Below are 24,608 nucleotides of genomic sequence, written 5' to 3' on the forward strand. Positions count from 1 at the left end.
TTGTTTATTAAAAATATTCATCATCAGCGAGTCAGAGATGAAGATAGTTAAATCCATCTGGACATCTAGACGTTTACAAATGATAAAAAACCCCGTAGGGTGATTATTAAGAAATATTGAATTAGCTTAGGGAATATGAGGAATACTCATGATAGAGCTTAAACATCTGCGAACATTGACGACCTTGAGAGATAGCGGTTCGCTCACAGCAACAGCGACCTCTCTCCACCTGACTCAGTCGGCGCTTTCTCATCAATTGAAGGATCTAGAGGCACGTATTGGTGGACAGTTGTTCCTGCGCAAAACTCGGCCAGTAAAGTTCACCTCAGAGGGGGAGATCTTGCTTAAGCTCGCTGATGAGATTCAACCAAGAATCGCTAAAGCAGAGAATGAGTTGGCGAGCCTCAAAGAGGACGTGAATGGGCGTTTGCATATGGCGATCGAGTGTCACTCATGCTTCCAATGGTTAATGCCTGCATTGAAAGAGTATCAAGTCGCTTGGCCAAGCGTGACTCTAGATTTCTCGTCCGGTTTTGGCTTTGAACCGCTACCCGCGCTAATGGCCGGCGAGTTGGATTTAGTGATCACCTCAGACATTCAACCTCGCTCTGAGATCCACTATGAGCCACTTTTCGATTTCGAGATGCGTTTGATCACAGCCATTAACTCTCCTTTGGCCGAGAAACCAAGCGTTGATCCGCAAGATCTTAGCGATCTCACGATGCTTTCCTACCCAGTTCAAAAGCAGCGTCTAGATGTGGTGAAACACTTCTTGCAACCTGCAGGTATTGAACCGAAGAAGTGGAAGCAGGCAGACAACACCTTGATGTTAGTGCAAATGGTATCAGCAGGGTTAGGGGTCGCAGCCTTGCCAAACTGGGCAATCAGCGAGTTTTCAAGACAGGGATTAATTGCTAGTAAGCCTCTGGGTAAAGGGCTTTCAAGAAGGCTATTCGCTGCGGTAAGAAACTCAGAGAAAGACAAACGTTATCTGCAAGCATTCTTCAGCACTGCAAGGCAGCAGAGTAAGAGCCACTTGGATGGGATTGAAGTCGTTTAACCATATCGGTTATTAGATCAACACAAAGTACAAAAACAAAAAAGTCACAGATTACCTGTGACTTTTTAGGTTCAGTAACGCTTATCTTACGATATCTGTTCAATCGCGAAAAATAGACTATCTTGCGTATGACTTAAACTGATTCGTCAGTGGGTCGTATTGATAGCCAAGCATGTCTAGCTTGCCAACGACACTTTCTATATCCATTTCATACATGCTAATGAGTTCTTCAAAACTGTCGCATTCCAAGCGCAGTTTTTCATTCACTATTCCAAGCAAAATAATGCTATCTAGGCTTTTGACATTGCTTAAATCCATCTCGTACTCCTTACGAACACTCTGACTAGATTAAGTTTAGAACGCTAACTCGCCTCTCGCTAAAAAACAGATCACACTTCTTAACTCAAACGGGTAATTACAGCGCCCAAATTGGTGTTAGACCAACGACAGCGGCTAACAACATCAGCAATGACACCGTAAGTTGGACCTTCTCTGGCGTTTTAACAAACAGTAGGTGCCAACACCACACCACGATTGAAGAGATAAGCAGCGCAAAGCTAAACAGCAATGCTGAGATAACAGGCTCTAACTGAGCTTCAGAAAGCGAGTAAACGTTCACAACTGTCGCTAGTACCAACAGCATTCCAGTCAATACACCGACAACAGGCAGCACACGGTGAAACGCTTGTAAGCGCGTTCTTGCAATCGTCAGTAATAGATGAGCAAACGCCGCGCCCAATAAAACCACCAACAATAATGTCGTGATAATACCAACCACCGTTGGTTGTTCAAATGCTTGAATAGCAACATAAGACAGCGATAAACCACACGCTAAATACATCACCCAAATCGGGCCCGAATCACGTGTTTTCTTAGTCTGAACTTGAGAATAGAAATAAAAGATTGCGAACACGACAAGAAACGCTTCGACCTTGACTGAAGCCACGGCTAACCAAAGTACGCCAATCGCAGGTAACATTTTGTGGATACGACCACGTTGCCCCGGGCAAATATCACCCTTTACCAGAATTAAGGTTAAGATCAGTTGAGCTCCTAATAACATTGGAGCAAATTGCAGTAATAATGTTTCGGCCATTGTGGATCTACTTATCTAGACTTATTTTCGCGAATAATATCAAAAACTGCTGTGAACACTAATCAAAATCACAAATTAGCGACGTTATTCAAGCCTTCAACTATGCTGTTGTTTGGCTCTTTTATTGTTTTTATCAACAAAATCACGAAAGACACCAGAACTAACAGGGGCATGTTCTACTGGCTAGTCAGGGCGCATGCCGCTATAATTCCCGCCTCAAAAATCAGAGGTCGAAATATGTACAGCGATATCACTCCTATTCACGAACACAAAAAATACTGGGCCGAGTGCTACGGAACTGCACCCTTTTTGCCTACCAGTAGAAAGGAGATGGATGCTCTTGGATGGGATAGCTGTGACATTATTATTGTAACTGGTGACGCTTATGTTGATCACCCGAGCTTTGGTATGGCTATCATCGGGCGTCTTCTTGAAGCTCAAGGCTTCCGCGTGGGCATCATCGCTCAACCGAAGTGGGACAATAAAGATGCCTTCATGAAGCTAGGTAAACCAAACCTATTCTTCGGCATCACTGCGGGTAACATGGACTCCATGATCAACCGCTATACCTCTGATCGCAAATTACGTCACGATGATGCATACACGCCAAATAATGAAGGTGGTAAGCGTCCTGATCGTGCAACTTTGGTTTACTCTCAGCGTTGTCGTGAAGCCTATAAAGGCACACCAATCGTATTGGGTGGTATCGAAGCGAGCTTGCGTCGTGTAGCTCACTACGACTACTGGTCGGATAAAGTTCGTCGCTCTGTACTGTTTGATGCAAAAGCGGACATCCTGCTATTTGGTAACGCAGAACGTGCACTAGTAGAAGTGGCACACCGCCTTGCTGATGGTGAAGAGATCTCTAGCCTCACCAATATTCGTGGTACGGCAATCAACCTGCCTGCTGCACCTGAAGGTTACAAGATCATCGACTCTTCTCGTATCGAAAAACCAAATAAAGCTTACGTACCAGTAAACCCGTACGAAGTGGAAACGCAATGCGATACCAAAAAAGATGAAGAGCCAAAGGCGCAGCCAATTACGATTCGCCCTTCTCGTCACGATGCGAAAACAACCGCGGTTCGTATACCTGCGTTCGAAAAGCTTAACAACGACCGTATTCTTTACGCTCACGCAAGCCGTATCTTACACCTAGAGACAAACCCGTACTCAGGCCGGGCTCTGATTCAACGTCACGGTGACCGCGAGCTTTGGGTTAACCAAGCACCAATCCCTCTAGCAACAGAAGAGATGGATTACGTGTTTGGCCTTGCTTATAAGCGTGTACCTCACCCGATGTACGGCAAAGCAAAGATTCCAGCCTACGAGATGATCAAAACCTCGGTAAACATCATGCGTGGCTGTTTTGGTGGTTGTTCTTTCTGTTCAATCACAGAACATGAAGGTCGTATCATCCAGAACCGTTCAAAAGAATCTATCTTGGATGAGATCGAAGACATCAAAGATAAAGTACCTGGCTTTACTGGTACCATTTCTGACTTGGGCGGCCCTACGGCGAACATGTACCGTTTAGGTTGTTCAGACCCGAAAGCAGAAGTGAACTGTCGCCGTCCATCGTGTGTGTTCCCGAAAATCTGTGAGAAGCTAAACACAGACCACAAACACACCATCGACCTGTACCGTTCAGCGAGAAAAGTACCAGGCGTTAAGAAGATCATGATCGCTTCTGGTGTTCGTTACGACTTGGCGATTGAATCACCAGAGTACGTGCGTGAGCTTGTAACGCATCACGTAGGTGGCTATTTGAAAATTGCTCCAGAGCATACTGAAAAAGGCCCTCTGGATCTGATGATGAAACCGGGTATGGGCACTTACGATCGTTTCAAAGAGATGTTCGAGAAGTACAGCGCTGAAGCCGGTAAGAAACAGTACCTAATTCCTTACTTCATCTCAGCTCACCCGGGCACAGAAGATGAAGACATGCTTAACCTGGCATTGTGGCTGAAAAAGCACAACTACGAGTGTGACCAAGTACAGAACTTCTACCCATCGCCAATGTGTAACGCAACGTCGATGTACTACTCAGAGACAAACCCTCTGAAACGCGTTAAGTACAAAAAACGTGAAGATATTCCTGTGCCAAAAGGTGACCGTCAACGTCGTCTGCATAAAGCATTGCTTCGCTACCACGATCCAGAGAACTGGAAACTGATTCGTGAAGCGCTGATCGACATGGGTAAAAAGCACCTAATCGGTGATAAACCAGGTTGCTTAGTTCCTGAGGATGACTTTGATGCTCAAACACCAGCACAGCGTCGCAAGTCTGGTCGTCACGGTTCACAACGTTTTGCTACTAAGCACAGCAAATCTCAACCAGGATTAGGCGGCGAGAAGCCACGTAACCACTCTAAATCTGGTGGCAATAAGCCTAAACCAGGGGGTAAGAAACCTACTGGTAACAGCAATGGTGGCCAAGGTAACGGTGGCGGTAATGGGAACTCTCGTAAACCAGCAACTGGCTTCATCAAGAAAGGTCCTGGTGGTCAATCACAAGGCACAGGCAGCGGAAACGGCAAACCAAACCGCAATAAAGGCGTTAACGGCCAAGGTGGAAAGCCAGCAGGTAACGGAAAGAACCGTCAACGTGCCGCACAACGCTAATCTTATAAGCCGATACCATTAGCGAACACAAAAACACAAAGCGCAGCTAATTAGCTGCGCTTTTTAATGTCTGTTATCCATGACTAATCAAGGTTTCACTTGGCTATATGATTACAAGGAGTTTAACGAGTAAAGACCCAATATTGACTAAACAGGTAGTTAGTCACCATACCGACCAAGATACCAACTGCCATTGCGATAAACACAGCGCCCGTAAACACTGGCAGTAGTTCTACCATCAACTTAAAGCAAAGTAGATTAGGTACCGCTGATATCGATGCGGAGAACATGAATTTTTGCCACTGAATCAGTTTATCAGACCAACGCCCCTGCCCCTTGAACCCAAAAGTCAGCACGCGATTACCAAACCACGTTGTCGTTGCAGCAGCAATGAACGAGCCTATTCTCGCCGTCATTAGAGGCAAACCAGCAATGTAATGCAGCAAGGCAAATACCGCACAATCAACAACAAACCCACCAACACCAACCACAGCAAATCGAACCATCTTGTGATGGGATTGGAGCTTTTGACTGTGTGCCTGAAGCTTGTTGTTGACCATTTGCAGTCCTGAGTTAACGCTGAACATTACTTTCACTTCGGATGTGGCTCAACGACAGATTAGGTTTGATGTTTTGGCTATGACAAGTGAATAAAGCACGCTTTATTTTCACCGTTGGTTCCAAAATACAGGTCAACGCATTTTCTTTTATCTTGGTTTCTACTTCTGCCCTTTTACCAATCAAGTAGAACTTGTCGATGCCATCTAGTTGCTCGATATCAAGCAGTTTCTTCGCTTGCCCGTGGCTATAAAATTGGCCTGAGAATGGGCGCTTACCTACATAGAAGCTTGGCGCAGAATCCGTAATCTGTTCAAAAATGATACGGTCACTCTTCTCGTTCGCCTTACCTAGGTTTAGGTAAACCATCGCAATCATCAGCAACACTGGTAGAACCAAGGCCACGCTCGAGAACCACTTCTTATCTTTTTCCACTAAGAGTATAGCAACCAACAAACCAAGAGCAGGAATACCTGGTAACACGTACGCAGGAAGAATGTTACCTGCCATGGTGAATAGAATTAGAGGTGAGATTAACCAACACACCAGAAATGAAAACAGTCCGCGATTCTCAGCGTTAATTTGAGCGATTTTGCTGCGACGAGCGAACGCTAAAACAGGTAAAACAATTGACCAAGGTGCGGCGGCTTGAATCCAGAATACCCAGATCATACCTCGCGTTTCATCATGAGCAGATCCATAAAGATCCCCTTCCCAACCGCTTACTACAAAGCGTTTGAAATGTTCACCAACGATGAAGTAATCAATAAACCCTGGCGTAGCGATCTCAGCCATGATGTACCACGGTAACGAAATAGCTAGCATGACACCGATACCAGACAACAATGGGAAACGTTGCCAAAGGACTTTGAAAGCGCCAATAAACCCGTGTTGTAAAACTAACCAAGGGAAAACCGCGATACCCATGATAACAATCGCAACAGGACCTTTTGCAAGTAAGCCTAGCGCCAAACCAATGAAACCGATATATCCCCAATTTCTATTGGTCTTATCGCTTCCTTCTCCCTGCCAACACAAATAAAACCCTAACATCGCAATCGTCATAGACAAGGTTAAAGCCATATCAGTCATTACAGCGCCAGCAGCAATCGAGAAGATTCCACATGTTGCTAATACAACAGCAGTAACCAAAGCACTCTGGCCCACTCGTTTTGCCATATACGCGATCAATAGAATCGTCGCGACACCAGCTAACCAATGGGGTGCACGAACCGCAAATTCACTCAGGCCAAATAGCTGAATACCAGCCGCACTCATCCAAGTAAACATTGGAGGCTTACCCCAGAAAGGAATACCGTAATCGAATTGTGGGGTTAACCAATTTCCAGTTTCGATCATCAAGCGGGCCATTTCGCCATAGCGTGCTTCTGTGGTATCCATTAGCGGATATGTCGCTAGGGATAAAAGCCTTAGAACCAGTGCAAAAGCCAGTAAATACCATAGGTGCGTTCTATTCAGGCTCATGCCGATTCCTCTAGTTTAAAGTGTGTTTTTAATGCAGGTGTATCAACCACAGACTGGATCAAATACAAAGGACGATTCTTGGTTTCAATGAAGATACGACCTATGTATTCCCCCATTAAACCGATACTCAGAAGTTGAATGCCACCGAGGGCAAGTTGAACCACCATCATGGATGGGTATCCTGTGATTGGCTCACCAAACATCATGGTTTTGAAGACAATAATGACGCCGTAGATAAATGCGCTCAGTGCGACTAAACCACCAACAGCCGTCGCAATACGCAGCGGTCGAATCGAGAATGACGTAATGCCATCCATTGCTAACCCGATCAGCTTGAGGTAGTTCCACTTAGTCTCACCACAGAAACGTGCATCACGATTAAACTGAATAGTCGCTTGGCGAAAACCCGGCCAAGAAAAAATGCCTTTCATATAACGATTACGTTCTGGAAGTTGGTTTATATGGTCGACAACTTCACGGCTCAGTAGTCGGAAATCCCCCACATTCTCAGGAACGTCAATCTTGGCAGCTGCATTCATCACTTTGTAAAAACTCGCCGCTGAGAACTTCTTAAACCAAGTTTCTCCATCACGTTGGCGACGTTGCATGTTGACCACGTCATAGCCTTCACGCCATTTGGCAATCATTTGAGGAATTAACTCTGGGGGATCTTGCAAGTCTGCATCTAATAAGATCACCGCTTGCCCGCGACAATGCTCTAAGCCAGCACTCATCGCGGACTCTTTACCGAAGTTGCGGCTCAGTCCGATAACAGAAATAGAACTATTGATAGAGGTAAATGAGCTCACCACGTCTAAGCTGTTATCTTTACTGCCATCATCGACATAAACAATCTCACTGGTAATCGGCAGGCTATCTAACACCTTGGTTAGGCGCGAATGAAACTCTTCCAGCACCTCTTGTTCATTATAAAATGGCACAATGATAGACAAAGATATCGCAGGGTGAATCTGCGAAGGGGAAACTTTAGGTCGGCTAATATGAAGTTCAGACATGATACGTTCTTCTATTTTTTAATCTGAAACCAATTTACGCGCCCATAAGTGAAAGTTATGTTATTGACATATTTTTCACGCTCGCCCAGGATAATGTTACTGTCTATTTCTGTATGAGAATCAAAATGAAACGAGTTCTATTGGTCGAAGATAACCGTGAAATTGCAGGTGTCTTGTTTGATTATTTTGAGTGTATTGGCATGGAACTCGATTATGCCGACAATGGTGAGCTTGGCCTGCAACTCGCGATGGATAACTCTTTTGATATCATTATTTTAGATCTGATGTTGCCACGAATGGATGGACTGACAGTTTGCAACAAACTACGAGATCAAGGCAACGCAACGCCGATCCTGATGCTGACTGCACTCGATAGCCGCGAAGATATGCTGAAAGGCTTTGACCACGGTGCAGATGACTATCTCACCAAGCCCTTTGACTTAGATATTCTCGAAGCAAGGATGAATGCGCTGGTTCGCCGTTACCGCGGAAAAGTCGCCTCCTCTAAGCTTCAATTTGACGAGCTCACCATCGACCAGAAAACCCGCAAAGCTTACCGTCAAGACAAGCTACTTGCACTCAACCCAACCACCTATACCATTCTTGAGATGCTGTGCCAGAATGCACCTGAAGTGGTAACGCGTGAAGACATCTCGTACAAGCTATGGGAAGAAGACGAACCGAACAACGATGTGCTACGTAGTCACATCTACCAACTGCGTAATCAACTCGATAAGCCCTTTGATACCCAGATGCTAATTACGGTTCCTAAGGTTGGATTCCGCCTGGAGTCTTACAATTGATTCTCAATGTTCTCACTAGCACAAAAACCCTAACAGGCCGCTTAGCGCTTTTCTTTGGCTTAATGGCGGTGATTGTGACGGCATTTGTCTATGTGGTCTTTATATCTGCACTGTTTTTGTCTGAAGACAGCGTCGGCGAAAGGCGAATCCTGATTGACCGCAACTACGCCATCAGTCAGTTTCAAGCTGGGGAGAATGGTGAATTAAGAATAGATGAACTGACCACCGCCTATAATGACCCAACTCTCATACCGGAAGAGTACTCTAAATTTATAAAAGGCAGAGAAAACTTCCTTGGCGAAGTGGGTCAAGAACCAAACTCGCGCATGGTCTATGTTGGTGAGTACACACACCAAGGAAAAACCTATCCTATTATTTTACTGTCTGAAATAGACCTTATCGAACTGGACCAAACAGAATCAGTGTACGCAACAATGTTTATACTTACATTGCTCTCTATCCTAATTTTTTGCTTTGGTTCAATACTTTATCGATTATCCAAACGGCTTATTGAACCATTTAACTCTCTCTCTGCACAGCTTGAGTCGAACAAACTCAACCTCAACGAAGAATTTGGAGTAAGTGACGATGCTGCGATTGAATTCCGTCAACTGACCGATCAACTCAATCAATATCGTCGAGAAATCAACTCCCTTATCAAACGTGAGCAAGCCTTTGCACGCTACGCAAGCCATGAATTGAGAACACCATTAACGGTTGCACGTGGTGCTAATAAGCTATTGCTTCGTAGTGATACGACCGATTTTCAATCTCGTCAGGTTGAGCGTATTGATGACGCCATCGTGCAGATGTCGGAGATGGTCGATGCCTTGCTTGGCCTCGTGAGATATGAAAGAAACAGTGACGACGCACCACTGCGCTTATTTAGCCAACAAGAACTAGAAGCTATTGTGTCAAAAAGCACTTCACAGGCCTCTGACAAAGAGGTCGAGATATCATTAACCGTTGAGTCTGAGCCGACCATTCAAGCCACCAGCGCTATCATGAACATGCTGATTGGTAACCTACTAAGGAATGCTATTGCTGCGACCAATAGTGGTACTGTGACAATTACTTTGTCTCAAAACGGCATTACGATTGAAGACCAAGGCGAAGGCTTACAAGATCAATACAACCCTAACGGTCACGGCTTAGGGTTACTGATTGTTGACGACCTGTGTCAACGCTATCACTGGGACTTCAAACTGTTCAACCGAACTTGCGGTGGATGCACAGCTCAAATCACCTTTTAGAGCGATCAATATCGAGTGAAAACTTGATGTAGTTGGTTTACAGAGCCAATAACCTGCTAGATACTCGTAAGTCCAATTTGATTTTAAAATGCTGGTTTTTTAGTCAGCATTTTTACTAAGTGCGATGAAACTAAATAATAGCCCTGTAACTCAGCATCAATACAACAACCACACCTTTTTCTTAAAGCGTGATGACCAGCTGCACTCCCACTTTTGTGGCAATAAAGCCCGCAAATTTATGAAGCTGCTAGAAGACGATCATCCGGACATCACCACCCTAATCAGCTACGGCTCAGCGCAAGCTAACTCTCTGTTCTCACTCGCGGCATTGGCAAAGATTAAAGGTTGGACGCTGGAGTTTTACGTCGACCACCTACCTCAATGGTTACAAGAGCGCCCAATCGGCAATTACCGTGGTGCTATTGACCTAGGCGCTAAAGTCATTTCAGTCAAAGAAACAGGTTCAGAACTTCATCCACAAGCGTATATTGATCAAGTGAGACAACCAGACTCACAGTGCATTGTGTTACCTGAGGGGGGACGCTCTCAACTTTCCGAATATGGTGTGAAGCAACTGGCAATGGAAATACTGAGCTGGACGCGCTTTGAAAACCAATACGACTTTGTTGTGGCACTACCCGCAGGGACTGGCAGCACTGCACTTTATCTTCATAAGCACCTAAAGTTACACAATATCCCGGTGCTCACTTGCGCTTGTGTGGGTGGAAGTGACTACCTGACTCAGCAATTCAATGAGCTTGGCGAAACCGAACATCCACAGATATTGCCTCTCCCGAAAAAGCATCACTTCGGTAAACTGTATAAGCAAGACTATCAGACATGGCTAGATCTTCAGGAGCAAACTGACATTGAATTCGATCTGCTTTACGATCCATTGATGTGGCAATGTTTAGAGCAATGGCAGGCAGATAATCCGACTAAAACCATTATCTATATTCATCAAGGTGGCATCTTAGGCAATGAATCAATGTTGCCTCGCTATCAGCGTAAATATCCTGATATCAGAACAAGTCTTTCTAGCAGCGATAACAGCACAGCCCCTACTTGGTAATGGTTCAAACCTCTTAAACCTGTTATTCGAACAATCACAGTGACGGTTTACTGTGATTGTTTCTTCCGTATAAGTTTCTTCCGTTTAATACAGTAATCCTTCTTGCTTTACCAATCAAAGCCAAGCTGACAATCTGGCGAGAATCATAACTTTATCTATACTTTCCATTGGATTGCCACTCGTCACCTGAAGGATTAATGTATGCGAGCACTTACTACACTAGGCCTGCTTTCGGTTTGGCTTCCTTTTGCAGTACACTCTGGAGAAAACGTCATCTACCAGGTGGATGGCATGGAGTATGAAGGTTATTGGAGTGAAGCCAGCGATCAAGCCCCTCTAGTACTTTTAATACACGATTGGGATGGTTTGACCGACTACGAGAAAAAGCGTTCTGAGATGCTCAACGAACTCGGTTACAACGTGTTTGCTATCGACCTGTTTGGAAAAGACATTCGCCCAACAGAAGTGAAAGATAAAAAGCAACACACGGGCGAGTTGTATAAAGATCGTGAAAAAATGCGCGCACTACTTAATGCTGGCGCGATAGAAGCGCAAAGGCTTGGCGGTAACTTAGATAACAATGTGATGATGGGATATTGTTTTGGTGGTGCTGCCGTACTGGAAGCCGCAAGAGCAGGAATTCCATCCAAAGCTTATGTCACCTTCCACGGTGGTCTATCGACACCGAAAGGACAAGACTACTCACAAACCAAAGCACCCGTTGTCGTGTTCCATGGAACGGCAGATGCCATGATCTCAATGCAGGATTTTGGTAGCCTTGCCGCTGAATTGGAGTCAGCCAAAGTACCTCATGAGATGATCACCTACAGCGGAGCCCCTCATGCGTTCACTGTATTTGGTTCCAATAATTACCAAAATGAAGCCGACCAAAAATCGTGGCAGCGATTCACGCATGTGTTAGAAACCACCACCAGATAAACTAAAACACTAAAACCGAGTTAACCCATGTTTATAACTAAGCATGGGCTAATTCGTCTATACACGTTTTTTGATGAGTTACATGTATCGGTAAATACTCAAGTCGTCTGATTGAATATCGCTATTAGAGCCACTAACTACACTCGCTAACAACTTTCCGGAACCACACGCCATCGTCCATCCCAACGTCCCATGGCCTGTATTGGTAAACAGGTTCTTAATTGGCGTCTTGCCGATTATAGGTGTGCCATCTGGCGTCATTGGCCTCAAGCCAGTCCAGTACTCTGCTTTAGAGAAGTCCCCAGCCTGCGGGAACAGATCTTTAATCACCATATCAATCGTCGCTTTGCGCTTTTCAGGAATCAGGTAATTGAAACCAGCAAGCTCAGCCGTCCCAGCGATACGAATTCGATCATCAAAACGCGTCATCGCCACCTTATAGGTTTCATCCATAACGGTTGATGTTGGTGACTTATCCGCACTAACAATTGGCAATGTCAAAGAATATCCCTTCACTGGATAAACAGGAATCGACAAATCGACTTGTTTCAGCAGATCTCGAGAATAACTTCCCGAAGCCACCACGTAAGCGTCCGCTCTGAACTCTCCTTGAGTCGTGGTAATGCTCTGAATATCTTGATAATTACGGTTTAGCTTGAGTACTTCCGTATCAAACATAAACTGCACACCAAGCGCCTTAGCTTTCTCAGTCAGAGCTAAGCAGAATTGGTGACAATCTCCCGTTTCATCATGAGGTAAGTATAAGCCGCCCACCAGCTTGTCTTTCACGTCAGCTAATCCCGGCTCAACCGATAGGCACTGATCAACACCAAACAGCGAGTGCTCGATGCCGCTTTCTGTTAGTAGCTTCATATCCTGCTGAATTGCATCCAGTTGTTTCTCGCTTCTGAATACCTGCAGGGTACCTTTCTGCCTGCCCTCGTATGCCAAATTTTCACTGGTTCGAAGGTGGGTTAGACAGTCTCGGCTGTAGTTTGCCACTCTCAACATCCGTGACTTATTCACGGCGTATTTAGCTTCGTTACAATTGGCGAGCATCTTTGTCGCCCAAGAAACTAAATCAGGGGAAAGTGATGGCTTCACTTTCAAGGGAGCATGCTCTTGGGTGAGCCATTTCATCGCTTTCAAAGGAATACCCGGCGCCGCCCATGGTGATGAATAACCGTAAGAAATTTGACCGGCATTCGCAAAACTGGTCTCTTTACCACTGCTATCTTGGCGGTCGATAACCGTCACCGAGTGGCCCTCTTTCGCCAGATACCAAGCACTGGTCAAGCCAATCACACCGCTGCCAATTACAATTACTTCCATTCTCTTCCCCTACGCCCGACCAAATCTGCCGAGCATTACTGCCTGTTTCAAACTACCTTCGTTAATAATTTGTAACTTATTCATCGAGCGTTGACTCAACAATGCATATTATGTTGATAAAAAGTCAATTTGTTCGTAAATCCGGAGAATGAGTTTAGAAGTGTGATGTTGGAGAGGTTATAAAGCAGCTTAATAATCAGTGAAGGTTTACTTGCAGAAAATAAAAAAAGCGACTCTCTTGGGCCGCTTTGGGATTGTTTAGTCTTGGTTTCTAGTAAAAATCACTGTACAGGATTGGCGTTGCAGGAGGAAACTCAATAGGTTGCCAACGGTCATTGAATGTATATTTTGCATACAACATAAAATGGTTTGGTGTGTAAAATTCAGAGCGCTGTAAATCTAAAAAAGCACCTAAATACCAACGCTTACTCACCCGTTTTTCTACTGCAGCTTGGAAAGATGACCCAAAGCCTCCACCGGAATCACTTACGCCATTTTCACTTAAATAAGGGGCATCTTCTTGTGTCCATGAATTGGAAATAGACCCGCTTAATAAATATGACCAAGCGTTACCGTATCGACCGTAATAATTAACCGGCAACGAAACCGACAGATAACTTTGGGGACTATAATAGCCGCCATGGCCAAGCGAGTACTCACCCAGGTTTTTATCATACCCAAGATAAATCAGGTTTGTTCCAATACTCAAACGCTCGTGATCGTTAGAAATCAACTTGTAATAAGCCCCACCAAGAACACCAAGTCGATTGTTATCCTCAACACTTTCTCCCGTAAGCGTATGGTACTGAAGGCTACTCCAAAAACCATAAGGCCCTCCAATATCCCAACTCGTATTGAATTTAACTCCCGTTCTTACAACACCTCCCCATTTAGTTCCCTCCGGGTCAGGCGTTTCAGGAGACGGCAACGAGTACTTGGGAACTGACATGCCCGCATAAGAGAGTGTGCTACTTGTTTCTGGACGGCGAGAAGCAACAGCACTCCAGCCGAACTGCCCTAAGTCACCATTCACACTAACACCACCAACCCACGTCGTATGATCAAAGCCGACAGGTGTAGTGCCTATATCAGCGCTCCAGTTCTTAGCTTGCCAACCAATACCCAAAGCCATGCCCGATGCGCTATTTTGAAACGAGGTAACGTCTTGATTCGTTGATTTGTCATAATACTCAAGGGCACCTGAATCTATTGACACATAATCAGCTCTAAGCAACAGGTGGCCTTCCCACTCTTCAATAGGCAATCTAGCTTCAATCGGTATTTGATTTGATTGATTTTGTCCATCCCGAGCACTGTAATCCCAACCAACAATAATGTGACCATCACTACGATCATGTAACGCATCTAAATCCGATTTTACATTTCGTGTTAACCAATAATCATCACTTTCATTGTACAAATCTCGTAGCGACGGAGTTAGCGTTTCTAAAGTGCCTTGTTGACTCGTTTTTTCTATTCGGTCGCTGTTCAATGCTTGATAGGCTCTCTCTTCCGCTAGTACCCACTGGCGATTTTCCATCGCAATTGCCATTCCGTCTCGGTATTCAAGCGCGCCCGCATCTGCCTTAGTATCTAGTAACGCATTGAGCTGATTTGCATCATGCACATTACCTTGTTGATTAAATACAGTCGCCGTTGTCATCAACTGCGATGCCGATAACACGTCAGCCTTTTTGATTAAAATCGGGCGATATTGGTCATAGACAGATGAATCTCCACTCATAGCACTAGCACGCAGCATGCCAATTTCAGCCCGGGTTTTGTAAGGTTCGGGCTCTGACAGTACCCTACTGTAAAGCGCTAAAGAACGATCTAAGTTTTCACTTTCTAGCATTAAGTCAGCCTCAGACAAAATACGTCGAGTTCTGAGTTCATCGAACTGTATAAATTCTGATGCAGTAAACTCTTGCTCATCAAAACTCGGAGCCAATCCATTAAACCAAGCATCAAAATCTTCAAATTTATTCAAACTAACCATCAACTCACCGTAAGCAAGCTGCTCATCAGTAGAGAGAAATGAAGACGAATCAATGCTCCTGTAAATCCTATCCGCCTCCTCGGTTTCACCAACATCAACCCAAGCGCTAGCAATACGAGATAGTGGTTGAATCTGACTTTGATATTGAGCTTCTAGACTCAGTAATTCTTTTGAGACCGATTTAGGCGATTGCTGGTAACGTATTTCTATACCCTGAAGTTCAGAGTCTAACCTTAAGCGGGTAAGGTTTCGCTGCATGGAGGCGGTCATATCTTGTAGTGGAACACTTTCTAGTTCAGCAATAGCTTGGTCAACTCTAAGGCTCTGTGCAAGGTAAAGCGCATAGGCGAACTTCATCTCAGGATCTGAGGTGTCTTTCGCCCAACCTTCCATCAATTGATCTGCACGAGATTTATTCCCCATAGAACGCACAACGCCTGCAATATCTAACCTAAGCCAAGGAGAGTCCGGATTTAATTTGATTAGCGCTTCGACAGATTCAGCCATCGCCCTGTCATCATTATTAGCAATGGCGCCTCTTAAGCGAATCAGAATAACCTCAGAATCAATACTACTAATTTTTTCTTCAACCACTAGCTTCTGAGCTGATGAGTATTGGTTAGCCACTTCTCTAGCTTCATGCCAATTCCCTTGATAAACCTCAACGTCAAGTCTTCCACGCAATGCCGAACCATTCAGCGAATCAAGCGACAAAGCCTGCGAGTAAGCCTTGTCAGCCGACGAATACTTTTTTTCCTCAAGGAAGAGAGCACCTAAAGCGACAAAAGCATATGGCTGTGTATTATCTAGCGCTATCGCCTTACGGTATAAACGTTCAGCTTCTTCAAGTTCTCCTCTAGCTAACTGGAGATCTCCCCGATCTAAATATGCCCAATACTGAGACGTTTCAACCAACGTGGTCCATTTAGAAGAAGTATCTGGATTCTTATCCAATAATTGGGCTTGCTTGAAATATTCAAGTGCTTTTTGTTGTTGCCCCTTTCGCAGGTAGGCCTTCCCCATCCCGCCTAAAATCTCCGGGTCATTGGGACGCGTGGTAATGGCATAACGCAACTGCGCCTCTGCTTGTTCAGTTTTCCCCAGTTCGAGCAGCCCTAACCCTTTTAGCTTTGCAAGGTAAGTAGGGTCTTTACGTAGCTCTTGCTCTTGGGTCCAACGCTTCCTAGCCGATTGATTTGCTTTTTGAATCTCTAAGTCTGAAGGGTAATAACTCGCGAGGACTGCATATTGCTCCGTCATTTGCTTTGAAATAGGTAATTGATCTAAAGCTCTTAACCAAGAAGTCGCAGCACTCGTTCCTACAATAGGAGCCAACGCCAGTTCTCGATAGGTATCCAAAATCCAAGGGTCACCTGGGTCTACTTTTCGTATATGGTTTGCCAATGCAAGCTGAAATTGAGGAACACCCGGGTAATCAGCATTAAGACGTTCAAGTCCAACCTTCACTTTATCCCAGTTATCATCTAGGTTGGCTTGAAGTTGCAAGTACTCAAGTTCAAGCGCAGCAGAAGGCATCCCGTTAGGAAAAACAGTTTGATAAGCTTCGATGGCTTCTACATAGCGACCTGATTTAGCAAATAACCTTGCTCGTTGATAATCAGCTCGCTTTTCACCTTGAATTGCCATTATCGAAGACAAAGACTGGGTTTGTGGAGCGTTAGGAGCAATGTCTTTTAAGCGTTCGTAGCTTTGCTCTGCCAATTCAGGCTGCTTACGTTTCAAGAACATAGTTCCCTGATAATAAAGCCCAGACAAGTTAGCTCTTTCAATAGCAAACAGCCTTTGTAGAGTACTTTCTACAATATCGTCACGACCAATTGCGTCTGCAAGTTTTAGCTGTTTGATTAGCCAATCCACAGAATCAACTCGTTCAAGAGAAGAAGATAGCTGAACCAACTGAACTGGTTGATATACCAACTCACGTTCTGCCTCAGATAGAGGTGTCGAATCAACACCAACCGCCAGTGCTGTGCCAGCAGAACAAATACTACTCGCTACAATAACGGGAGCTAACCAATAAGAACCTACCCTTACTGACATTGCTTGCCCCATGCCGGTTGCAACTCACCATACTCGCCAAATCTGAAGCGTTCGTTGTACCAACCAAGACCAAATAAACTCAACACATTGTCGTAATAATGATCGTTCCTGCTCGTCACCAGTTGATTTTGAGCGCGAGTAACCTGTGCCTCAAGAAGATTGGAATAATCCATTGAAGCAAGTAAAGGTAACGCGGCAGCTGAAAAGCCGGCGCTACCGGGTTGAGAATACTTACCTGTTTCGGTATCGACCTCACGTGGGGGCGCGCCTAACTGCTCAATAGCGGTAGCAAACGGCCCCATTTTCTTAACTAAATGTTCTTTCTCTTTATTTTTTTCATTGAGCATACCGACCCACAAGTATGTTCGAATTGCGTTATAGCTCCCAATTGGCCCTGTGACTTTGTCTTCACTAAATCCTTTGCCATTCAAAGTTACCCAATCAGGACTAAAACCCGCAGTCAATGTTTGACCAAGTATCAAAGTACTCGATTGGTACATTGAAGCCCACGAGTATTGTGGATAGAGGTCTTTCATCCGAGCGATCAACTGTAAAGGAACGTAGCTAGGGTTCAAACGATAGCTACCTTTACCAAGATCAAAGCCTTTGGGAGCAGGAAGCAAAGTCGTCCCAACACCTGCTACATCAACCGACTCTTCTCTCAATATACGAGCGGCTAAAAGATGCCCTAATGACTGATAGTAATAGTTATTCCATAAACGTCCTGCTTCCCCCAGCGCATAAGCAATCCACAAATCAGAATCTGAAGCTGGGTTTGTATCGAGTATGCCAAACTGCCCATCAAGTCTTTTTCCCCACAACCACGCAGGTAACCTAGCCGTTAAATCACCACCAGCTAGGTTCGCTTGTGTCCATTTCAATACTTGATCAAATGTCTGCTGGTCGTTAGCTACCAACGCAAAAAACAAAGCATAAGACTGACCTTCAGACGTCGTGATCAAACGTTCATCACTGCCATCAATTACTCTACCATTCTCAATGTATATTGATTTGAAATTGCTCCATTGAGGCCACTCACATGTCACAGCCATAAGCTGAGGAGACAATAAGAGCGACAACAAAAACATTAACTTCTTCATTGTTCATCCCCCTCTGTTTTTTCTAAGCGCTGAGCCGCGATTTGACGTAATACTCGCCATAACACAATGGTTACAATAACCATCATCAACGCAGCAAAGCAGGCAATAAGAATCGGATGACTCGAAAAGTGATACCAAATCAACTGCCAGACTGGTAGCTCGCCAACGTAGTAATGGGCACCTACATTGTAACTTGCAACCTCGTCATTTCTGACCGTAATAAGCGAACCAAACATGTGTTGGACTTTACCTGAATCGCTTAACGCACTGTCTATAGCAGCAAAATCAGACGGTTGTGCTGCCATAATTGACACTAAGCTACGATTGCTTGTAAATGGCGATTCCATCCCATAAATTGCGGCGAATGAACCATGAGCTTCTACTGAAACATAGTCGGTTGCATCTTGCTCTGTATTCGAAGGACTCATCCAGTTCATGCCAAGTTGTTCCTCATTTTTACTTGGCAATCGGATTTGACGTTCCCCAGCTTCCATAACAATATTCAACTGCTCTGGAGCATAGCCTGCTTGTTGAAGCTCACTAGCAACACCAATACTTAGTATGTCTTTATCTGCCAAAGACTCACTATCCCAATTATCAGTTAGCATAACCTGAAGACCCGGGTAACCAGAGTCGCTGCCTAAAGACCCCATAATATTGAGAAAAGTTTTTAATGCTTCTCTTGGTGCGTCCTTTGGCAAAATAATCGCTGTTTCCGACAGATCTGCCATCCTTGTGTATGGAAAACCCGAAGTCGCAAATGCACGCATATTAGGCATTTCAATGTAATGAGGGAAACCGCTAAAATCGATAGTTGAATCGCCATCAACCACCGCGTATTGCTTACTAGGTTGTGTCACTTGACACTGTCCATCAGTTACAGAAGCAAAGCCAAACTCAAAGTCGATTTGGTTCTTACTACCAACCTTAAATGCGGGGATTCTTACTCGATCACCCGAACTTAAAAAACTGTCATCAAGCAATGGGACCCTTACACGATTGGAGTCGCCACCCTGCCCTTCTGTTGTTAAGTTAAAGGCTTGAATGAACTGGTCATTAATGCTTAACGTCAAACGAGACCCAGAGTGATCATCGGTTGGTGGAGAGTAACGATAGTTTAAATCCATCGGTATACCACGGCTCTGCCAAGTAAACAGATCCGGTGGTAAGCGCAGGCTGACACTAATTGGCGGAGGCGTACGACCTTCAACTTGAAGCACACTTTTCTGCTCAACAAGCTCAGACAAAGCTACAGGGCGCTCTGTACTAACCCAGTTTGGCGAATCATAAGGAACTCGTGGTTTGATCTGTTTAACATCGTTAACCTTCGCGATCGGCCCCGTCAATACTTGATGACCTAATGCTAACCCTTGGACTGCCGTGTTTAGGTCGTCGCTATCACGGCCAACGACTAAAAGAAGTTTTACATAAGGATCCGTAGGGTGAGTGATCACTTGTAGATAGGGACCATCTGTATCAGGGAAATCTCGTAAAAAGTTGGGTTTATTGTCATTCGTAACAAAAACTACTGCATTACGATCTGGCAAAGTATCAAAACTCAAAGGAAAATTTGCCCCACGCCAACCAGCCAACGCGCCAAAATATGAACTGAGCACGCCCGCCGCTTTAATATCGTCAAGGCTATATTGGTCACCTAAAACAACGGGCAGATCCAACTTATTAAAATCGCGAACATCAAAAAATGGGGCTGGCAATAAGCTCAAATCACTCTTGATCAATGTTTTCTGAACAGACATTTCGATTCGACTACTTTGACTAATCTCAGCCCAAATACTCGAATCATTGGGATTTGCGCAATCTGTTTTCGTGTTGCCAATCAGCTCAAAGCGTATTTGGTTATAATTGCTGAAATAACGCGTATCTAATGGCATCGATAAATTCAGCTTTTGCCCTTGCTGCCCATCAACAATGGACGTCACCCCCATCAATTCATTATTCAAATACACTTTTACGTGAGAAACCAAAGATAGAAGTGCTGGAGATGGGGTGATATCAAAATATAAAGTCGCCTTTGAAACGACCTCATCAAGACGTGAGCCAAACCCAACATAAGCACTTGCCTCACTTCCTTGGATCGCAATCGAACCGTTATAGCCCAGTTGACTAAATGGAATGACACGTTGCACTACTTCAGCGCTTTCGCTCCGGCTCAACAACGCTTCTGCAGACTCTTCTGGTTGATATTTACTTGTATTGTTTGCGGCGACATTACTCGACAAGCACGCGATAGAAAGTGCTGTCAACGCCGTTATTGTTTTATTGATTAGCATGACTTTGGGTCCTGATTGGGACATAGCGTGGTCTTAACGACCAAATAAATATGAAGCTCTGTAAAAATAAGTCCGCGGTAACTCTTATAAAGTTAGGACTGTGTTTCAATAAGCGTTTATAGCCGTTAAAACCAACCTGGAGTACTGCTCGCATACTCGATAAAGGTTTATCTGACTGATATCCTTGCTGCCATTTGGCCCATGTATCAGCTCGAGCAAATGTACATTGAACATATTGAACTTGCTGTTGGTGAGACAACTCCTCCAGGCGAAGCCCAAAAATGCCTTTAGATGCATAAGCAACAGTCATAGGGAAAACGAATTCTTGTCCCCCACGTTTGAGTACAACGTCTAAACATTGACCAAGTAACCGCTCACAAGTTTTTTCATCAGCATCGTTGATCACGACTCGAATCCCACCTAAAGAAAAATCCTTCATTTCTGCCTGAATTAAATGCCCTGTACGAAGCTTAACCCAAATTGGCATAGATACTTCGACTCGGTGATCCTTACGTACTTGCTTCGCCTCAACCGCTACAGCAACCGCTGCACCCAGTATCAACAAATTGTACAGGGTCCAGATCAAGTTAACGATAACAGTACCAATCTCATCATTTGGTCCCCAGCCCAAGCGATAGAAACCAACACCAGCCCCTAAAATATTTAGAGCAACGAGAACTAAATACGGCCTTGAGATCACCCAGTCGTAATGAGACTTCTCAACTAATCCACCTTTGGCTGTAACATTAAAAGTGCCTTTGTGTGGAGCAAAAAGTGCTACAGTCGTTGGCCTTGCGATGTACCAAGCTAACACTGTTTCGTAGACCTCCCCCCAAAATGAGTAACGATGGTCACCCTGCATTCGGGAGTTAGTCATACTTGCATGTATCATATGCGGTAACACATAGAGAATAATGGCAAGTGCCGGAGCGTAAATAACATACGAATGTAAAATTAAAAACGCGAGTGGAGCTACTAAAAACACAATCCTTGGGATACCGGATAAAAAGTGCATCATCGCGTTTAGATAACAAAGCCGCTGTGACAACTTAAGCCCTTTCCCTATCAGAGGATTATCTACCCGGAATATCTGAGCCATACCTCTAGCCCATCGAATACGTTGTCCAACGTGTGCCGATAACGTTTCGGTCGCTAAGCCTGCTGAAATTGGCTGCTTTAAATACGCCGAACGATAACCAAGGCGGTGCATCCTGAGAGAGGTATGCGCATCTTCTGTCACCGTTTCGACAGCAATACCACCAACTTCTTCTAACGGCTCACGCCTTAGTACAGCACAAGAACCACAGAAAAAAGTCGCGTCCCAAAGATCATTACCGTCTTGAATCAAGCCATAAAACAAACTCCCTTCATTAGGCACATTTCGAAAATTCGATAAGTTGCGCTCAAACGGGTCTGGAGAAAAGAAATGGTGCGGCGTTTGTATCAACGCAAGCTTTGGGTCTTTAAGAAACATTCCCATGGTCAGCTGAAAAAAAGCTCTCGTCGGAATATGGTCACAATCGAAAATAGCGACATATTCACCATGGGTTTGCTTCAACGCGTAATTGATGTTGCCCGCTTTGGCATGCTCATTAGTCGGGCGACGGATATAATTAACTCCGACACTTTTCGCAAAGTCTCGGAAACTGTCACGTTTACCATCGTCAAGAATATGAATGTTCAATTTATCTTTTGGCCAGTCAACACCAAGCGACGCATATACTGTCGCTTTAACAACATCCAAATCTTCATTGTAAGTGGGAATCATCAGATCGATTGTTGGCCAACTCGATTCATCTTTGTGCATAGAGATTGGTTTGCGACTCAAAGGCCATATATTCTGAAAATAGCCGAGTAAAAGCACAATCCAAGAGTAAGTTTCTGCCAGAAGTAAAATACTCCCCAAAAAAAGAGCAATCGGATCATCCCAATTTAAAGTCGATGAGTAACGCCACCACAGATAACGACACGAAGCCGTCACTGAAAGAATAATCAGCAACATAGTGGGGAAGCGCCCCGGCATACGACGCACCATCATTGCCAACCCCCAAAGCAACAATATAAATACAGTTTGAGCCTGATAGCCAAAAGGGACAGTAAAACAAAGCAACGCAATAAAAACGACCAAGAAAAGTAGTATGTAGTTGAACAACATAACCAATTTGCTTTCTTTCATCCGTTCACGTATTTCGGATCCGTTGGTTTGATCCGCAGCCATCTCGAGCCAGGCGACCAATTTAGATATTTGAGAGAACGGTATATAAAATAAATTTTTCAGTAAGTTAAATGTGTCATTGACGATTTTAACCACTTTCTTAGACAAGAATTTACAGGGGGTTTGCTTAAAAAAAGCTAGCCACAGCGTTTGAACCATAAATCGAACAGAATCAAACAGCCTTGGAGCAGCAAAGTTTATATGTGGGTACAAATACAGAGGCAGCTTCCATGTGGCAACCCCTGCTATTTTAGGTTTCAAAAGAACAAAACAGAAAGAAAACCATATCGACAAAAGCATCCTGCCAACTCTTGTACTATTGCAGTTCTTGTACTTCTCGTAAGTTCTCGTTTGAAACTTAAATTGCTCAGCTATCCAAGGTTGGAAAATCAAATTCAGGCTACGCATTAGTTAGCCTTGAGAATAATGAGATGAAAACGTTGAAACACACCAAAAAGCCAAGGATTGAAAGTCCTTAGCAGCTTGACTAAACGGAGAAAAATGCTGAACCGTAGTAAGGTTAGCAACACAATCTAACAGAGCGGTATCACGATGGAGTAATACTGGCACTAGTATCGAACCAAATTCTTTCTTCAATACAAGCATGAAGTCACGACCAACTTCGGTTTCTGGTTGATAATGGTTGATGACAAGTCGTAGTTTATTTCTCTCTAATAACTCATCGAAGAAAGGACAGCTTTGAATCCATGACTGAAGCGCGCTGTAGCTAACGGCATCGGCCGTAACGGCAATAAATACCATATCTATTGCATCAATAGTGCCGTGGACCGCTAGATTATTTAGATCTGATAGCGCTGCATGAAATAATTGCCACTGTTCGCCCTTATCTGCGCGGGCATTTAAAGTCGTTTCTACTAACGAGTTAAGGTGTTGCTCTTTGTTTTTTTCAAATTCAAAGTGCTGATCGAAAGATAACTTCCCGAAGGGAAGAAACATAGCACCTTGTGGGCTCTGATAGCCCGCGTCAAACAAGTTTAGTCGATTCAGCGTTCTTACTGCCCACCCGTCATTCTCTTCATATGGAAGACCTAAATGGAGCCCTAAAAGGTTCTCAGGTGAAGCGTCTATCGCTAATACCTGCTTATTGATTTTCACTAAAGCCTGCGAAAGGTTTGCTGTGATGGTCGTAGATCCACAACCACCACGTAAGCTAGCAAAAAGAAGGCGCTTCATATCGCTTCCGTTTCTATACCTGCCTGTTTCTTACCGACTAACTTATCAGTAGTACGTACTTGCTTTGATTGAAATATTAACCACTTACTTTTAGCTTGTGTATAAGACTCATTCTCTGTCATTTCAATGTACTGATGTTGAGTTAGATTATATGAAGCGTAGATCGAATTAATGTCTTTTTCTGGTTCAGCCACTAGATTTTTCCAAAATAAAAGCACAAAAACACAGAGGCAAAGACGTTCCTGTCAATTCCTTTAACCTGTATACATTACGCTGATAACTATTTAACGCACGAACCTATGCGCAGAACATGAATAGGATGTACATATGAGCAATGAAATCTTGACTCACACTACTTTCGTTCAATAAATGGTGTCTTCTTAGGTAATAAGGAATTAGCAACATAAAGACAAGTTGTAACTACTTACGAAACATCTATATTTAAAATCAATGACATGGACACATTTATTTAAACTGACTATGATTCATCATGTAACACATAGTCATCT

Annotated in this window: 18 protein-coding genes; 6 read left to right on the top strand and 12 right to left on the bottom strand. The window is 44.2% G+C overall.

The genetic code is table 11. The features are described from left to right. The first annotated feature begins 148 nt into the window (after positions 1–148). Complete coding sequence (locus JC606_RS13605; RefSeq protein ID WP_198778765.1) at positions 149–1,060, top strand: LysR substrate-binding domain-containing protein; 912 nt, start codon at positions 149–151, stop codon at positions 1,058–1,060. Between the two features lie 117 nt (positions 1,061–1,177). Here the strand turns inward: JC606_RS13605 and JC606_RS13610 are convergent, their stop codons facing one another. After that, complete coding sequence (locus JC606_RS13610; protein WP_004741624.1) at positions 1,178–1,378, bottom strand: DUF4250 domain-containing protein; 201 nt, start codon at positions 1,376–1,378, stop codon at positions 1,178–1,180. A gap of 97 nt (positions 1,379–1,475) precedes the next feature. Further along, on the bottom strand, positions 1,476–2,156 hold the full coding sequence (locus JC606_RS13615) for a hypothetical protein (RefSeq protein WP_198778766.1): 681 nt from the start codon (positions 2,154–2,156) through the stop codon (positions 1,476–1,478). 237 nt (positions 2,157–2,393) lie between these two features. On the opposite strand from JC606_RS13615, the gene JC606_RS13620 reads away from it, so the two are divergent. After that, a complete protein-coding gene (locus JC606_RS13620) occupies positions 2,394–4,781 on the top strand; it encodes a YgiQ family radical SAM protein (RefSeq protein WP_198778767.1) in 2,388 nt (795 codons plus the stop codon). 122 nt (positions 4,782–4,903) lie between these two features. Here the strand turns inward: JC606_RS13620 and JC606_RS13625 are convergent, their stop codons facing one another. Genes JC606_RS13625 through JC606_RS13635 form a run of 3 tightly spaced genes read right to left on the bottom strand, consistent with a single transcriptional unit; the run spans position 4,904 to position 7,840 of the window. Next, a complete protein-coding gene (locus tag JC606_RS13625; protein ID WP_198778768.1) occupies positions 4,904–5,368 on the bottom strand; it encodes a GtrA family protein in 465 nt (154 codons plus the stop codon). Next, entirely contained in the window at positions 5,355–6,824 is a 1,470-nt protein-coding gene (locus JC606_RS13630) for an ArnT family glycosyltransferase (RefSeq protein WP_198778769.1), read from the bottom strand. The genes JC606_RS13625 and JC606_RS13630 overlap by 14 nt, the downstream gene beginning before the upstream one ends. Then, on the bottom strand, positions 6,821–7,840 hold the full coding sequence (locus JC606_RS13635) for a glycosyltransferase family 2 protein (protein ID WP_198778770.1): 1,020 nt from the start codon (positions 7,838–7,840) through the stop codon (positions 6,821–6,823). Before JC606_RS13635 ends, JC606_RS13630 begins: the two co-directional genes overlap by 4 nt. 125 nt (positions 7,841–7,965) lie before the next feature. On the opposite strand from JC606_RS13635, the gene JC606_RS13640 reads away from it, so the two are divergent. The 4 genes from JC606_RS13640 (at position 7,966) to JC606_RS13655 (ending at position 11,907) form a co-directional block, all read left to right on the top strand. After that, positions 7,966–8,643: a response regulator transcription factor gene (locus tag JC606_RS13640; protein ID WP_004741618.1), complete on the top strand. Its 678-nt coding sequence runs from the start codon at positions 7,966–7,968 to the stop codon at positions 8,641–8,643. Next, positions 8,640–9,896 (top strand): sensor histidine kinase, encoded by a 1,257-nt coding sequence (locus tag JC606_RS13645; protein ID WP_102425385.1) that lies wholly within the window; start codon positions 8,640–8,642, stop codon positions 9,894–9,896. The genes JC606_RS13640 and JC606_RS13645 overlap by 4 nt, the downstream gene beginning before the upstream one ends. A 124-nt stretch (positions 9,897–10,020) precedes the next feature. Beyond that, positions 10,021–10,968 (top strand): 1-aminocyclopropane-1-carboxylate deaminase/D-cysteine desulfhydrase, encoded by a 948-nt coding sequence (locus tag JC606_RS13650; protein WP_137408358.1) that lies wholly within the window; start codon positions 10,021–10,023, stop codon positions 10,966–10,968. Positions 10,969–11,169: 201 nt separating this feature from the next. Further along, positions 11,170–11,907 carry a dienelactone hydrolase family protein gene (locus JC606_RS13655; RefSeq protein WP_198778771.1) on the top strand — a complete coding sequence of 246 codons (738 nt, stop codon included), beginning with the start codon at positions 11,170–11,172 and terminating at the stop codon, positions 11,905–11,907. Positions 11,908–11,985: 78 nt separating this feature from the next. Here the strand turns inward: JC606_RS13655 and JC606_RS13660 are convergent, their stop codons facing one another. The 7 genes from JC606_RS13660 to JC606_RS13690 all read right to left on the bottom strand — a co-directional run bounded on the left by JC606_RS13660 (position 11,986) and on the right by JC606_RS13690 (position 24,293). Beyond that, positions 11,986–13,239: a D-amino acid dehydrogenase gene (locus JC606_RS13660; protein ID WP_198778772.1), complete on the bottom strand. Its 1,254-nt coding sequence runs from the start codon at positions 13,237–13,239 to the stop codon at positions 11,986–11,988. 271 nt (positions 13,240–13,510) lie between these two features. Then, positions 13,511–17,299 (bottom strand): cellulose synthase subunit BcsC-related outer membrane protein, encoded by a 3,789-nt coding sequence (locus JC606_RS13665; RefSeq protein WP_198778773.1) that lies wholly within the window; start codon positions 17,297–17,299, stop codon positions 13,511–13,513. Next, the gene (bcsZ, locus tag JC606_RS13670) at positions 17,290–18,399 is read right to left on the bottom strand and encodes a cellulose synthase complex periplasmic endoglucanase BcsZ (RefSeq protein WP_137408362.1); all 1,110 of its coding nucleotides are present in this window, start codon (positions 18,397–18,399) and stop codon (positions 17,290–17,292) included. The genes JC606_RS13665 and bcsZ overlap by 10 nt, the downstream gene beginning before the upstream one ends. Continuing rightward, entirely contained in the window at positions 18,396–20,690 is a 2,295-nt protein-coding gene (gene bcsB, locus JC606_RS13675) for a cellulose biosynthesis cyclic di-GMP-binding regulatory protein BcsB (protein WP_198778774.1), read from the bottom strand. The genes bcsZ and bcsB overlap by 4 nt, the downstream gene beginning before the upstream one ends. Further along, positions 20,677–23,313: a UDP-forming cellulose synthase catalytic subunit gene (gene bcsA / locus JC606_RS13680; protein WP_198778775.1), complete on the bottom strand. Its 2,637-nt coding sequence runs from the start codon at positions 23,311–23,313 to the stop codon at positions 20,677–20,679. The genes bcsB and bcsA overlap by 14 nt, the downstream gene beginning before the upstream one ends. Before the next feature lie 3 nt (positions 23,314–23,316). Beyond that, a complete protein-coding gene (bcsQ, locus tag JC606_RS13685; protein WP_198778776.1) occupies positions 23,317–24,099 on the bottom strand; it encodes a cellulose biosynthesis protein BcsQ in 783 nt (260 codons plus the stop codon). Next, the gene (locus JC606_RS13690) at positions 24,096–24,293 is read right to left on the bottom strand and encodes a hypothetical protein (protein ID WP_198778777.1); all 198 of its coding nucleotides are present in this window, start codon (positions 24,291–24,293) and stop codon (positions 24,096–24,098) included. Before JC606_RS13690 ends, bcsQ begins: the two co-directional genes overlap by 4 nt. Between the last annotated feature and the right edge of the window lie 315 nt (positions 24,294–24,608).

The organism is Vibrio sp. IB15 (assembly GCF_016406055.1).
Lineage (GTDB): Bacteria > Pseudomonadota > Gammaproteobacteria > Enterobacterales > Vibrionaceae > Vibrio > Vibrio chagasii.